Below are 13756 nucleotides of genomic sequence, written 5' to 3'. Positions count from 1 at the left end.
CATGTCACGCACAAGCCTGACCTTGTTCGATTCCGCACTGATCGGCCCCGCCGTCGTCGACGCGTTCAAAAAACTCGACCCCCGCACGCAGTGGCGCAGCCCCGTGATGTTCGTCGTCTACGTGGGCAGCATCATCACGACCCTGCTGGCCATCCAGGCCCTGAATGGCCAGGGTGAAGCGCCATTCGGCTTCATCGTCGCCGTCGCCGTGTGGCTGTGGTTTACCGTGCTGTTCGCGAACTTCGCCGAGGCGCTGGCCGAAGGCCGCAGCAAGGCGCAGGCGGCGTCCCTGCGCGCCCTCAAGCAAACGGTGATGGCAAAGAAAATGCAAACGCCGAAGTACGGCACTTCCTGGCTGCCCACTCCGGCCACCGACCTGCGCAAAGGCATGACGGTGCTGGTCGAGGCGGGCGACGTGATTCCCGCCGACGGCGAAGTGACGGCTGGCGTGGCCTCCGTCGACGAAAGCGCCATCACGGGCGAATCGGCGCCCGTCATCCGCGAGTCGGGCGGCGACTTTTCCGCCGTGACGGGGGGCACCCGCGTGCTGTCGGACTGGCTGCTGGTACGCGTTTCCGTCAATCCGGGCGAAGCCTTCATCGACCGCATGATCGCCATGGTCGAAGGCGCCAAGCGCCAGAAAACGCCGAATGAGATCGCCCTGACGATTTTGCTCGTCGCCTTGTCGATCGTCTTCCTGATCGTCACCGTGACTTTGCTGCCGTACTCGCTGTTTTCCGTGGCGGCGGCCGGCAGTGGCACGCCGGTGACCATCACCGTGCTGATCGCGCTGCTCGTGTGCCTGATCCCGACCACCATCGGCGGCCTGTTGTCCGCCATCGGCGTGGCCGGCATGAGCCGCATGATGCAGGCCAATGTGATCGCCACGTCGGGCCGTGCCGTGGAAGCGGCCGGCGACGTGGACGTGCTGCTGCTGGATAAAACGGGCACCATCACCTTGGGCAATCGCCAGGCATCGAGTTTTGTACCGGCACCCGGCGTAACGGAGCAGCAGCTGGCCGATGCGGCGCAACTGGCCTCCCTGGCCGATGAAACGCCGGAAGGGCGCAGCATCGTCGTGCTGGCCAAGCAGAAGTTCAATATCCGCGAACGCGAGATGGCCAGCCTGCACGCCACCTTCGTGCCCTTCACGGCGCAGACGCGCATGAGCGGCGTGGATATTCCGGGCGGACAGCAGGTACGCCAGCTGCGCAAGGGCGCGGCCGACTCCATGAAAAAGTATGTGGAAGCGCTGGGCCAGCCGTATCCGGCGGAGGTGGGGCGCGCCGTCGACGACATCGCGCGCCGCGGCAGCACGCCGCTGGTGGTGGTCGATGATGGCCGCGTCATGGGCGCCGTGGAGTTGAAGGATATCGTCAAGGGCGGCATCAAGGAGCGCTTCGCGGAACTGCGCCGCATGGGCATCAAGACCGTCATGATCACGGGTGACAACAAGCTGACGGCAGCTGCCATCGCCGCCGAGGCGGGCGTGGACGATTTCCTCGCCGAAGCGACGCCGGAAGACAAGCTGAAAATCATCCGCAGCTACCAGTCCGAAGGCCGCCTGGTGGCGATGACGGGCGACGGCACCAACGATGCTCCGGCGCTGGCGCAGGCCGACGTGGCCGTGGCCATGAACTCGGGCACGCAGGCGGCAAAGGAGGCGGGCAATATGGTCGACCTGGACTCGAACCCGACCAAGCTGCTGGAAATCGTTGAAATCGGCAAGCAGATGCTGATGACGCGCGGTTCATTGACGACGTTCTCGATCTCGAACGACATCGCCAAGTACTTCGCCATCATCCCGGCCGCCTTCGTGGGCACCTATCCGCAATTGAAGGCGCTGGACATCATGCACCTGGCCAGCCCTGCGTCGGCCATCATGTCGGCCGTGATCTTCAATGCCTTGATCATCGTCGTGCTGATTCCATTGGCGCTGAAAGGCGTGCAGTACCGGGCCATCGGTGCGGCCAGCCTGTTGCGCCGCAACCTGCTGATCTACGGCTTGGGCGGCATCGTCCTGCCCTTCATCGGCATCAAGCTTATCGACATGCTGCTGTCCGCACTCAATTTAGTCTAAAGGAACCATCATGAGCACTATCGTACGTCCCGCCCTGGTCCTGTTTGCCGCGCTGACCGTGATCTGCGGCGTCGTCTATCCGTTTGCCACGGCCGGTATCGGGCAGCTGGCCTTCAACGATGAAGTCAACGGCAGCATCGTCGAGCGTGGTGGAAAACCTGTCGGATCGAGCCTGATCGGCCAGTCCTTCACCTCGCCCAAGTACTTCTGGGGCCGGCCATCGGCCACCGCGCCGATGGCGAATAACGGCGCCGGTTCGGGCGGTTCGAATCAGGGTCCGAGCAACCCGGCCCTGGTGGACGCCGTCAAGGCGCGCATCGCTGCCCTGCAGGCAGCCGATCCGGGCAATCGCACCCCGATCCCTGTCGACCTGGTGACGGCGTCGAGCAGCGGCCTGGATCCGGAAATCAGCCTGGCGGGCGCCTTGTACCAGGCGCCGCGCGTGGCCCGCGTGCGCGCCGTGCCGCTGGCGCAGGTGGAAAACGCCATCGCCAAGGTGCAGAAAACCGCGTATATCGGCTTTTTCGGCGAACCGCGGGTCAATGTGCTGGAACTGAATCTGGCGCTGGATGCGGCCGCGAAGTAAGATGATGCAGGAGCAGAGCCGCCGGTTTTGCCCCTGGTTTTGACATTAAAAGATGCCCATGCTCCCCAACGACAGCCAACGCCCCGACCCTGATGCCCTGCTGGCGCAAGTGCAGGCGCAGGAAAAGAAAGCCGCGCGCGGCCGGCTGCGCATTTACTTTGGCGCCTCGGCCGGCGTCGGCAAGACCTATGCGATGCTGGCCGCCGCCCGCAAATTGCTGGCCGATGGCCAGGACTTGCTGGTGGGCGTGGTGGAGACGCATGGGCGCCAGGATACGGCGGCCCAGCTTGACGGCTTGCCCGTGCTGCCCCTGAAGGCCATCGAATACCGGGGCAAGACCCTGTTCGAGTTTGACCTGGACGAAGCGCTGCGGCGCTCGCCGGCGCTGATACTGATGGATGAACTGGCCCATTCGAACGTGGCCGGTTCGCGCCATCCGAAGCGCTGGCAGGATGTCGAGGAGTTGCTGGCGGCCGGCATCGACGTGCTGTCGACCGTCAACGTGCAGCACCTGGAAAGCCTGAACGACGTGGTGGGCGGCATCACGGGCGTGCGCGTGGCCGAAACCTTGCCCGACACGGTGTTCGACCGCGCCGACGAAGTGGTGCTGGTCGATATCCCCGCCGATGAACTGCTGCACCGCCTGAAACAGGGCAAGGTGTATCAGCCGCAGCAGGCGGAGCGGGCGTCCCAGCATTTTTTCCGCAAGGGTAATCTGATCGCCCTGCGCGAACTGGCCTTGCGCCGCACGGCAGACCGGGTGCAGGACGACGTGCAAGCCTACCGCGTCGAAAAATCGATCAATCCCGTGTGGAAGACGGGTGCCGCGCTGCTGGCCTGCGTGGGACCGCACGCGGGGGGCGAACACGTGATCCGCAGCACGGCGCGCCTGGCCAGCCAGCTGAACGCGGAATGGCATGCGTTATACGTGGAAACGCCCCGTTTGCAGCGCCTGCCGGCGGGCCAGCGCGAGCGCATCCTGAAAACCCTGAAACTGGCGCAGGACCTGGGTGCGCGCACGGCCGTCAATCCGTCCGCCGACATCGCCGGCGCCGTGGTCGAGTATGCGCGCAGTGCGAATATCTCGAAAGTCATCGTGGGCCGTAGCCGCGCCGGTGCGCTGGCGCGCCTGTGGCATGCGTCGCCGGCCGCGCGCATGGCCAGCCTGGCGCCCGATATCGATCTGATCGAGGTGGGCTTGCCGCCAGCCGATGCGGCGCCCCGGCGCGCGGCGGGCGACGATGCCGAGGCGCCGCGCCGGTCCTCGCGCCATTGGCGTTACATCCTGGCGGCCGGCGCCAGCCTGGCCACGGCTCTCGCCTCGGTCCCCCTGCAACCCTATCTGGACCTGGCCAATATCGCCATGCTGTCCTTGCTGACGGTGGTGCTGGTGGCCGTGCGCCTGGGGCGCGGGCCGGCGGCGCTGGCCAGCCTGGTGGGCGTGGCTTGCTTCGATTTCGTCTTCGTGCCGCCGCGCTTTTCGTTTGCCGTGGGCGATTTCCAGTATGTGATCACTTTTGGCGTGATGCTGGCCGTGGGCCTGATCACAGGCCACCTGACGGCCGGCCTGCGTTTCCAGGCGCGCGTGGCCTCGCACCGCGAAGCGCGCGCCCGGGCCCTGTACGAATTCTCGCGTGAGTTGTCCGGCGTGCTGCAGACGGAGCAGATTTTCGACATCACGAAAAGCGCCATCGAACGGGCTTTCCGCGCGCGCGCCACCTTGCTGCTGCCCGATGACGAGGGCAGCTTGCAGACCCCGAACGGCGGCGAGCCGCTAGATATCGGCATCGCGCAGTGGGCCTTCGACCATGCGCAGGCGGCGGGGACGGGCACGGATACCTTGCCGGCGTCGCCCATTTTCTACCTGCCGCTGATCGCACCGATGCGCACACGGGGCGTGCTGGCACTGCTGCCGCTCGAGGGCGCACACCGCGGGCGCTGGCTGCTGGTGCCGGAACAGCGCCAGCACCTTGATACCTTTGCCGCGCTGGCGGCCATCGCGCTCGAACGCGTGCACTACATCGACGTGGCCCAGGGCGCGCTGCTGCAGATGGAGTCCGAGCGCTTGCGCAATTCGCTGCTGGCGGCCCTGTCGCACGACTTGCGCACGCCCTTGACGTCGCTGGTGGGCCTGGCCGAATCGCTGGCCCTATCGCGGCCAGCCTTGTCGCCCGCGCAGCTGGACATGGCACGCTCGCTGCAGTCCGAAACCGTACGCATGAGCGCCCTGGTGGCGAATTTGCTGGACATGGCGCGCATCGAAAGCGGGCAGGTGCGCCTGAACCTGCAATGGCAGGCGCTGGAAGAAGTGGTGGGCAGCGCGCTGCGTGCCAGTGGCCCGCAATTGCAGCAGCATGCCGTGCAGACGCAGCTGGCGCCGGACTTGCCGCTGGTGCGCTACGACGCGGTACTGATCGAGCGCGTACTGTGCAACCTGCTGGAAAACGCGGCCAAGTACACGCCGCCCGGCAGCACCATCACGGTCGCGGCCGGGGTGCACGGCCAGTTCCTGCAGGTGACAGTGGCCGATGATGGCCCGGGCTTGCCGCCCGGCCGCGAAGAAGCGATCTTTGAAAAATTTACGCGCGGCGAACGCGAATCGAACAAGCCGGGCGTCGGGCTGGGGCTGGCCATTTGCCGCGCCATCGTCGAAGCCCACGGCGGCACCATCCACGCGCAGCCGCACGCTCCGGGACGGGGCGCCGCCATTGTGTTCAGCCTGCCGCTGGGCACGCCTCCGGCGCCGCCGGAGATCGAGCTCGATGACGCCAACGACCATGAAACAGGAAAACCAACATGAACGAACCTTCCGCCACCGCCCTGCTGGTCGAGGATGAACCGCAAATCCGCCGCTTCGTGCGCGCCGCGCTGGAGGACGAGGGCTGGCAGATTTTCGAATCCGCCACCATGCAGCGGGGCTTGATCGATGCGGGCACGCGCCGGCCCGACCTGATCGTGCTGGACCTCGGTTTGCCCGATGGCGACGGCATCGATTTCATCGCCGACATCCGCAAATGGTCGGCCGTGCCCATCATCGTGCTGTCGGCGCGGGTCGACGAGCAGGACAAGATTCGCGCGCTCGATGCGGGCGCCGACGACTATCTCACCAAGCCCTTCGGCGTGGGCGAACTGCTGGCCCGCGTGCGCGCCACCCTGCGCCGCCAGCGCCAGCCTGCCGCCAGCGACGATGGCGTGGTGCAGTTTGGCGACGTGCGCGTCGATTTGAAGGACCGTCTGGTGACACGCAACAAGCAGCTGGTGCACATGACGCCGACGGAATTCCGCCTGCTGTCGGTACTCGTTAAGAATGCCGGCAGGGTGGTCACCAATCCGCAGCTGTTGCGCGAAGTATGGGGGCCGTCGAACAGCGAAAACGGCCACTATCTGCGCATCTACATGGGCCATCTGCGCCAGAAGCTGGAAGCCGATCCGGCCCAGCCGCAGTACCTGCTGACGGAAACGGCCGTCGGCTACCGGTTGCTGCTGCCGCTCTAACACCTGTTATTTCCCTGTTTGAAAACAGGCGCCGCGCGCGTCAGGGGGACGCTTTACCCATTTTTTTGCAGCGGCGGGCCAGCTGCGCCATGTTGGCAAAGGCCCATACCACCCATGAAGAAGAAAAAACCATGAATAAAATGCTACTGGCACTTGCCCTAGCCACCCCCTTCACCGCCTTGACGGGCAGCCTGGCCCACGCGGATGAGGTCAAGCCCGACAATGAAGTCAGTTTCAATGTGGCCGGCGTGTCCGATTACCGCTATCGCGGCATTTCGCAGACGCGTTTGAAACCGGCGCTGCAGGGCGGCGTCGATTACGTCAACAACCCGACGGGCCTGTATGCGGGCGCCTGGGCCTCGACCATCAAGTGGACCAAGGACGCGGGCGGCAGCGGCGACGTGGAAGTGGACCTGTATGCGGGCAAGCGCGGCCAGTTGACCGGTGATATCGGCTATGACGTGGGCGTGCTCGCCTACGTGTATGCGGACAACGGCTTGAAGAATATCGGCCTGGCCAACGCGGACACGCAGGAAGTCTACGGCCAGCTGTCGTATGGTCCCGCCTACGTCAAATATTCGCACGCCGTCTCCAACCTGTTCGGCATCGTCAACAGCAAGAACAGCGGCTACCTGGACATCGGCGCGACCATCGACCTGACGAACGGCTGGACCGGCAACCTGCATGCGGGCCACCAGAAGGTCAGGAACAACGACGCGTCGAGCTATACGGACTGGAAAGTGGGCGTCACGCGCGACTTCGGCTTTGTTTCGGGCGCGCTGGCCGTGATCGGCACGAACGCGGGCAAGTCGGCCTATGCCTCGCCCGTGAATGGCAAATTCATGGGCAAGACGGCGCTGCAGCTGACGGTCAGCAAGACGTTTTAATGGACTGAGTTGACTGAAAGGAGAGGCGGCGCATGCGCCGCCTTTTTTGCGTACTTACGCTGGCAGGTTGAAAACGGCGCAGTACAGCTGCCCCAGTCCCACCACGCGGGCGGAGGGGATCTGCGCGGCCAGCGCATGGGCGGGTGCCGCTTGCGCGTCCGTTGCCAGCAAGACGCGCAGGTCAGGATTGACGCTGCGCGCGTGTGCGATGCGGCGCGCCAGGCCCGCCTGCGCGGCGTCATCGACGACACCGTCGAGCGGCACCACCAGCACGCGCGCGGCGATCAGGGCCGAACGGCTGCCCATGGAGTCGCGGCCTTCGCTGTCGATGACGATGTCGTGGTAGCAGTGCACCAGGTGCTCGAGCTCCGGCTGCAAGCCCTTGGCGCTGATGGCGCGCGCCATCAGGCGCGGCCGCGTCAGGCTGCCGTGCATGGCGCCGTCGTGCAGGTTCCTGGCCTGCGCCATGGCGCCCTGGCGCGGATCGGCATCGAGCAGCAATACCTTGCGTCCGGCCAGCGCGCGCGAGGCGGCCAGTCGTCCGGCCAGGATGGATTTCTCCATGCCCCCGCGTTCATCCGTGATGGCGATGATCATCTTGGCGCACGGCTGGCATGATGTTGGCAGGGGAGACCAGCTGCAGCAGACAGCCTTCGCGCGGCGCGTCCCTGTCGCTGGCGGTCCAGACGGGCAGAGCCATCAAGGGCTCGAGTGCCGCACTCAGGGCGGCCTGGCCGGCGGCGGACATGGGCGTCATCGGCAGGCGCAATGCGTCGCGCACCTTGCCCTGCATGGCCAGCGCCGCCTTGACGGGAGCGGGATTCGGTTCGGCAAACAGCAGGCGGATGACGGGCAGCATGATCTTGAACAGGGCGCCGGCGGCGCCGTGGCGGCCCTGCTTGACCAAGTGATATAACTGCGCATACAGATCGGGACGGATCTGGGCGGCGGCCGACATGGCGCCGTGGCCGCCCATGGACAGGCTGGCCAGCAGCAGCGCATCGTCGCCGCACAGGACGTCCAGGCGCGTGTCGAGCAGCAGTTCGCCCAGCTGCTGCAGCTTGCCGCCCGCTTCCTTGATGGCGACGAAGTGCGAGTCGCGCGCCAGCAGCGCGGCCGTCTGCGGTTCGATGTTGACGCCCGTGCGCGCCGGCACGTTGTACAGCACGATGGATTGGTCGGTGGCGGCGGCGATGGCCTGGAAGTGGCGCACGATGCCGTCCTGCGACGGGCGCACGTACGCGGGCGCGGAGACCAGCAGGCCGGCCAGCGGATGGTCGTTGTAGCGCTGCACCGTGGCGACGACGCCGCGCGTATCGCTGCCGCCGATCCCCATCACGACGGGGAAACGGGGGCCGACGGCTTCGAGCACGCTGTCGAGCAGCATGGTCTGTTCCGCGGCGCTCAGCATGGCCGCTTCGCCCGTGGTGCCGCACACCACCAGGCCATCGATGCCGCCGGCGGCCAGTTCGCACGCCAGTTGCTGGGCGGCGTCGAAGTCGATTTCGCCATCGCCATCACGGAATGGCGTGACCATCGGCACCCAGATGCCCTGGAAGTGCGCGGTGATGCGCATGGATGACATCGCGTGTTCGCAGGCATACTGGTTCATAGCGATTTCCCCTGGCTGATGCGGCCAAATTCTGCCGCCGGCAGCAGGCGCATGACGGCATCCATGGTCAGGCGCAGGGCCGGTTCCGTCACGCACAGCCAGACTTTCATGCGCTCGGCGTGGTCGACTGCCTCGACGCGCATGAATGACAGCATGCCGCCGCAGGTCCGCACGACCAGCTGGCGCAGCTCGGCCAGGCAGGCTTTGTCGACCGTGATATGCATGAGAAAGGTGGGCAGGCGGGGATGGCGGTGGGGCAGGGCTTGATGCGTTTGCTGGCGTGAATGGGGTTCCATGGTGGCTTTGCAGCGGTGGTTGAGGTACGTTCAAGATTAGCAGCGGGGGCGTAAAGATTCTCTAAAAAGCGGGGCCGCCAGCGTAAACGGACTGTATGCATCGGACGTGGACGTGTTGCGTGGATGCCCCGCGCGTGGGCTTTTGTTACAAAATTGAATCGTGCTTTCCGGGGCAGGGGTTTATATTGAAAACGTCTCCGCTTTCAGTCAGCCCCGCCATGTCAGACGAAAAAGATCCCCAGCTTCCCCCTTCCACCGATCCCGCGGCGCCAGCGCCGGCTTCGGCGCGGCCCGATCGGGTAGGCAGGGCGCCCGATGATGAGCACCGCGCGCGCGATGCCGCACCCCGCTATCTGAAGGATAACGACACGCCGCTGGCGCTGGCCTGGCGGGTGATCTCGTCGCGCTACCGCTCCATGCGCGACAAGGCCAGCCGCGATTTCATGCGGCGCACCCTGCGCATCGGCATCTCGGCGCGCATTTTCCACCCCGAACCGGGTGCCACTGGCCTGCGCAGCAAGAACCTGCAATACCTGGAAGAGTCGATCGCCCAGTGGGTGATGTCGCGCGACGTGCTGGTGTTCATGATCCCGACCGTCAATACCAGCGGCCAGCTACACCCGAGTAACATCACCTTGCGCCACTATGCGCGCCACCTGGACGGCCTGGTGCTGCAGGGCGGCGCCGACGTCTCGCCGCAGACGTATTCGGAGGCGGCCACGCGGCCCGAATGGAGCGGCGACCGCGCGCGCGACCTGTACGAACTGGAACTGCTGCACGAATTCGTCGATGCGGGCAAGCCCGTGCTGGGCATCTGCCGCGGCTGCCAACTCATCAACGTGGGCTTTGGCGGCACCCTGTACCAGGACATCGCCTCGGATGTGGAAGGCGCCACCTCGCACGTCAATGACCTGTATGACCGCCACCGCCACAGCATCGTCTTCCCGAAAGGCTCGTCGCTGGCGGGGCTGTTCCCGAAGACGGGCGAGGCGCTCGTCAATTCCATCCACCATCAGTCGGTCAAGGACCTGGGGCGCGACATCACGGTGGAAGCGTATTCGCAAGGGGACAATATCGTCGAAGCCATCCGCTACCAGCGGGCGCGCTTCGTCATGGGCTTGCAGTGGCACCCGGAATTCCATTCGGCGGGCGGCGTCGAACTGCTCGATTGCACACCCATCCTCGATAACTTTTTGCGCGCGGCGCGGGAGACGCGGTTTTGAGTACGCACCTGATGCGCCGGCGCATTGTGCTGGCCGGCGTGCTGGCGCTGCCCCTGGCTGGCTTGCGCGCGGCTCCGCGTCCGCATGAAGGCGCGCTGCCGTTTGCGCTGACGTCCGCCGCGCGCGCCCGCACGCTCAAGGCGCGGGTGGTGCCGGCCATTGCGGAACAGGTGGTCAAGGCGGCGCGCAAGGATGCGGCGCGCCCCGTGCACCTGATGGCGGAAGTGCGCACGGGCGGCTTGCTGAAGGGCGAGGGCGGACGCGAGATCAGCCAGCAGGCGCAGGAAGACTGGCGCCAGACGCGCCTGCAGGCGCTGGCCTGGAGACTATCGGGCGAGATGGCGCATTTCGAGGCGGCGCGCCAACTGCTGCTGGCCTGGAGCGGCGCCTACCAGCCGTCGTTCAGTCCCGTCGACGAGACGGAGCTGGCCAGCCTCCTGATGGGCTTTGACCTGGTGCAGGAACGCTTGAACGGCGTCGAGCGCGAACAGGTGCAGGCATTTTGCCGCACCCTGGCGCACGGATATCTGAGTGACCCCATCAAGGTGGGCGGCCCGTCCACGGCGCGCAACAACTGGCATAGCCACCGCATCAAGATCGGCACGGCCGCCGCGTATGTCACGGGCGACGCCTTGCTGATCGCGCGGGCGAAGGAACGCTTCCTGGCGCACGTGCCGCGCAATATCGGCGTCGGCGGCGTACCCTTCGACTTCGAGCAGCGCGATGCCCTGCATTACACCACCTACAGCCTGGAGCCGTTGCTGACGACCGCCCTGATGGCGCAGGCGCATGGCGACGACTGGTATGGCGCGCCGGAAGCGCGGCGCCTGGCCGAGGCGCTGGCCTGGCTGGCGCCGTATGCGCAGGGGAGAAAGACGCACGAGGAGTTCGCCAAGAGCGCCGTGCCCTTCGACCGCAAGCGCGTGGCGGCCGGCGAAAAAGGCTTTACGGGGAATTGGGAGCCGAAGGGCGCCGCCAATGTGTATCTGCTGGCGGCGCGCTTCGATCCCGCTTACCTGCCGCTGGCGCTGGAATTGCACCCGCCAGCCTGGGCGCTGGCGCTGTATGGGAGCTGATTAAAACTTCGTGCGCACGGTGAACATCACATTGCGCGGTTCGCCGTAGAAGCCCATCTGGAACAGGCCGAGGCCCGTGAAGTATTTCTTGTCCAGCAGGTTGTTCACGTTGACGCTGGCCGTGACGTTCCTGCTGATCTCGTAGCGCGCCATCAGGTTGAGCAGCGCGTAGCCGCCCTGCTTGATGCGTGCATTGTCCTCGATGGCGGGGTTCCAGATATTGCCGTCGTAGCTGCTTTGCCAGTTGATGCCGCCACCGACGGTCAGCTTGTCCAGGCTGGCCGGCAGGCGCCACGTGCCCTGCACGCGCACCATGTGGGCGGGCTGCGTCGTTTTCAGCATGGTGGAAAAGACATCCTTGCCATCCGCATCGCGCACGTGGGTGTAGGTGTAGCCGGCGCTCAGCTTCACATCTTTCATCACTTCACCCGTCACTTCCATTTCCACGCCGCGGCTGGTGACGCCATCGATGGCCTTGAACACCGCCTCACCGTTGACTTCGCCCACAGGGCTGGCCACGTTGCTTTGACGGATCTGGAACAGGGACGCGCTGGCATTGACCTTGCCATCGAGGTACTCTGCCTTCACACCCGCTTCCACACCCTTGCCGCGCACGGGCGACAGGAAGTTGCGGTTCACGTCGCGGCTGCTTTGCGGCGCGAAGATGCTCGTGTAGCTGCCGAACACGGAATACGTCTTGTCGAGGTCATACACGACGCCCGCATACGGCGTGACGACCTTGTTTTCCTCGATGCGCGAGGTGATGCGCGCGGTGCCGGCGTCGAAGAAAGTGCGGTCCTGCTCCTGCTTGTAATCGCTGACGCGCGCGCCGAGAATCACCGACAGCGCATCGACGGGATGCAGGCGCACGGCGCCATACAGGCCGCTCTGGCGCGTGTTGTCGTTGTCGTTACCCTTGCGCGCAAACGCCGGTTCCGCGTACTGGCCGCGCCAGTCGAAGTAGCTGCTGTCGAGGGGCGGATAGATCGAATCATAGACGGGACCATCCTGCTTCGCCGTCGAACTGGAATAACCGATCATCGCTTCATGCTGGCGGCCAAACGCGGTAAACGGGCCGCTGGCGTCGACGTTGACGGTGGTCTGGCGGCGGTCGCCCTTGTATTTTCCCATGAAGAAAAACGTGCCTGCGCCCGTTACAGGGTGGGGATTGCCGCCGCTGGCCGAACCGAGCACGCTGTCATGCTTGCTGCGCAGCTGGTTCGCGCTCAATTTCAGTTTCCACTCGTTGACGAGCGTATGTTCCAGCGACGTGAACAGCGTGGTGTTCTGCATGTCGCGGCGACTCCAGTCCGTGGCCGGATTCCACGAAGTGGGGAAATCCGTGCGCATGCCGTCGGACAGCAGGACGGGGAAACCCGTCCAGGTCGAGCCGCGCGGCTTGTAATCCTGGTGCGTGAAGCCGGTCGTTAGCAGGGTGACGGGTGTCAGGTCCGCTTCGATGATGCCGTAGGCGACGGATTTCTGCTGCGTGTAGCGATCCAGGTAGGAGTGCTTGTCCTGGTAGGCGCCGACCAGGCGGCCGCGCACCGTGCGGCTGTCGTTCAGGGGGCCGGAAACATCGGCTTCGCCGCGGTAGTTGTCCCACGATCCCGCGCCCAGGGTGGCCGAACCCTCGAAATGGGCAGTGGGGCGCTTGCGCACCATGTTGACGGTGGCCGACGGGTCGCCCGAGCCACTCATCAGGCCCGTCGCGCCTTTCAGCACTTCGATGCGGTCATAGATGGCCATGTCGCTATTGGTCGTGCCCCAGTCGTAAACGCCGTCATAGATGGCCGACACGCCGTCGTACTGGAAATTGGTGACGGCAAAGCCACGCGCCTGGAAGCTCCAGCGGTCGCTGTCGTAGTTTTGCACGCTCACGCCATTGACGTTCTTCATGACGTCGGAGACGGCGTTGCTGTTCTGGTCATCCATCTGCTGGCGCGTGACGATGGTCAGCGACTGCGGCGTTTCGCGTTGCGTCAACGCCAGTCCCGTGGCGCCGCTGGCGGGGCCGCCCATATAGCTGCCGGTGCCGCCCGTCACGGCGCTGCGCTCGGCCGCCGCCACCACGGTGACGCCGCTCATGACGGCCACGCCGCGGCTATCCACCGAGGCAGTATCCGCGCCGGCGGGGATTTTTTGCAGCAGGTAGCCGCCGTTCGCCTGCGGCACGGCTTGCAGGCCGCTGCCCGCCAGCAGCACGCGGAAACCATCGTGCACGCCATAGCTGCCTTGCAGGCCGGCGCTGCGCAAGCCTTGCGTGGCGTCGCTGGAGAACGACAATAAAATGGCGCTGTCGCTGCCGAAGCGCGTCAGCACATCGCCCAGCGCGCCGGCAGGAATGCTGTAGACGCGCACTTGCTGGCTTTGTGCCTGGGCCAGCGCCGGCAGGGTGAGAGCCATGCCGATCTGCGACAGGGCGCAGGCCAGGACGGTGCGGGTAAGGAGGGAACGCGAAGCGTGGTGCATGGAATAAAACCTTTCGTGGATGCGCAAGA

The 13756-nt window shown here is 65.6% G+C and carries 11 protein-coding genes; 7 read left to right on the top strand and 4 right to left on the bottom strand.

What is annotated here, in order from left to right:
- The first annotated feature begins 1 nt into the window (after position 1).
- From kdpB to O3299_RS17185, 5 genes are all read left to right on the top strand, one after another.
- A complete protein-coding gene (kdpB, locus tag O3299_RS17205) occupies positions 2-2080 on the top strand; it encodes a potassium-transporting ATPase subunit KdpB (RefSeq protein WP_305062778.1) in 2079 nt (692 codons plus the stop codon).
- Between the two features lie 10 nt (positions 2081-2090).
- Positions 2091-2666 carry a potassium-transporting ATPase subunit KdpC gene (gene kdpC, locus O3299_RS17200; RefSeq protein ID WP_289900267.1) on the top strand — a complete coding sequence of 192 codons (576 nt, stop codon included), beginning with the start codon at positions 2091-2093 and terminating at the stop codon, positions 2664-2666.
- Positions 2667-2724: 58 nt separating this feature from the next.
- Complete coding sequence (locus O3299_RS17195) at positions 2725-5466, top strand: DUF4118 domain-containing protein (RefSeq protein WP_305054035.1); 2742 nt, start codon at positions 2725-2727, stop codon at positions 5464-5466.
- Positions 5463-6161, top strand: a complete 699-nt coding sequence (gene kdpE / locus O3299_RS17190) for a two-component system response regulator KdpE (protein WP_034746496.1) — start codon at positions 5463-5465, stop codon at positions 6159-6161. The genes O3299_RS17195 and kdpE overlap by 4 nt, the downstream gene beginning before the upstream one ends.
- Positions 6162-6292: 131 nt before the next feature.
- Positions 6293-7048, top strand: a complete 756-nt coding sequence (locus tag O3299_RS17185) for a TorF family putative porin (protein ID WP_099668363.1) — start codon at positions 6293-6295, stop codon at positions 7046-7048.
- Positions 7049-7102: 54 nt separating this feature from the next.
- Here O3299_RS17185 and O3299_RS17180 read toward each other — a convergent pair whose 3' ends face one another.
- From O3299_RS17180 to O3299_RS17170, 3 genes are read right to left on the bottom strand one after another with little or no spacing between them, the layout of a single operon-like run.
- On the bottom strand, positions 7103-7612 hold the full coding sequence (locus tag O3299_RS17180; protein WP_305062777.1) for a cobyrinic acid ac-diamide synthase: 510 nt from the start codon (positions 7610-7612) through the stop codon (positions 7103-7105).
- Between the two features lie 10 nt (positions 7613-7622).
- The gene (gene dapA / locus O3299_RS17175; RefSeq protein WP_305062776.1) at positions 7623-8660 is read right to left on the bottom strand and encodes a 4-hydroxy-tetrahydrodipicolinate synthase; all 1038 of its coding nucleotides are present in this window, start codon (positions 8658-8660) and stop codon (positions 7623-7625) included.
- A complete protein-coding gene (locus O3299_RS17170) occupies positions 8657-8956 on the bottom strand; it encodes a hypothetical protein (protein WP_251350252.1) in 300 nt (99 codons plus the stop codon). The genes dapA and O3299_RS17170 overlap by 4 nt, the downstream gene beginning before the upstream one ends.
- A 218-nt stretch (positions 8957-9174) precedes the next feature.
- Between O3299_RS17170 and O3299_RS17165 the strand changes: the two genes are divergently transcribed.
- Together O3299_RS17165 and O3299_RS17160 are read left to right on the top strand one after the other, a co-directional pair.
- Complete coding sequence (locus O3299_RS17165) at positions 9175-10179, top strand: gamma-glutamyl-gamma-aminobutyrate hydrolase family protein (RefSeq protein ID WP_289917341.1); 1005 nt, start codon at positions 9175-9177, stop codon at positions 10177-10179.
- A complete protein-coding gene (locus O3299_RS17160) occupies positions 10176-11255 on the top strand; it encodes an alginate lyase family protein (RefSeq protein ID WP_305062775.1) in 1080 nt (359 codons plus the stop codon). The genes O3299_RS17165 and O3299_RS17160 overlap by 4 nt, the downstream gene beginning before the upstream one ends.
- On the opposite strand, the gene O3299_RS17155 is transcribed toward O3299_RS17160, so the two are convergent.
- Positions 11256-13727 carry a TonB-dependent receptor gene (locus O3299_RS17155; protein WP_305062774.1) on the bottom strand — a complete coding sequence of 824 codons (2472 nt, stop codon included), beginning with the start codon at positions 13725-13727 and terminating at the stop codon, positions 11256-11258.
- Positions 13728-13756 lie beyond the last annotated feature (29 nt).

It is taken from the genome of Janthinobacterium sp. SUN176, from assembly GCF_030587335.1.
Classification (GTDB): Bacteria; Pseudomonadota; Gammaproteobacteria; order Burkholderiales; family Burkholderiaceae_D; genus Janthinobacterium; species Janthinobacterium kumbetense.
This window is presented reverse-complemented; position numbering and strand designations above follow the sequence as displayed.

Coding starts and splice junctions, on each gene's coding strand:
- O3299_RS17165 (WP_289917341.1), top strand. CDS start 9,175: ATGTCAGACGAAAAAGATCCCCAGCTTCCCCCTTCCACCGATCCCGCG.
- dapA (WP_305062776.1), bottom strand. CDS start 8,660: ATGAACCAGTATGCCTGCGAACACGCGATGTCATCCATGCGCATCACC.
- kdpB (WP_305062778.1), top strand. CDS start 2: ATGTCACGCACAAGCCTGACCTTGTTCGATTCCGCACTGATCGGCCCC.
- O3299_RS17195 (WP_305054035.1), top strand. CDS start 2,725: ATGCTCCCCAACGACAGCCAACGCCCCGACCCTGATGCCCTGCTGGCG.
- O3299_RS17185 (WP_099668363.1), top strand. CDS start 6,293: ATGAATAAAATGCTACTGGCACTTGCCCTAGCCACCCCCTTCACCGCC.
- O3299_RS17155 (WP_305062774.1), bottom strand. CDS start 13,727: ATGCACCACGCTTCGCGTTCCCTCCTTACCCGCACCGTCCTGGCCTGC.
- O3299_RS17170 (WP_251350252.1), bottom strand. CDS start 8,956: ATGGAACCCCATTCACGCCAGCAAACGCATCAAGCCCTGCCCCACCGC.
- kdpE (WP_034746496.1), top strand. CDS start 5,463: ATGAACGAACCTTCCGCCACCGCCCTGCTGGTCGAGGATGAACCGCAA.
- kdpC (WP_289900267.1), top strand. CDS start 2,091: ATGAGCACTATCGTACGTCCCGCCCTGGTCCTGTTTGCCGCGCTGACC.
- O3299_RS17180 (WP_305062777.1), bottom strand. CDS start 7,612: ATGGAGAAATCCATCCTGGCCGGACGACTGGCCGCCTCGCGCGCGCTG.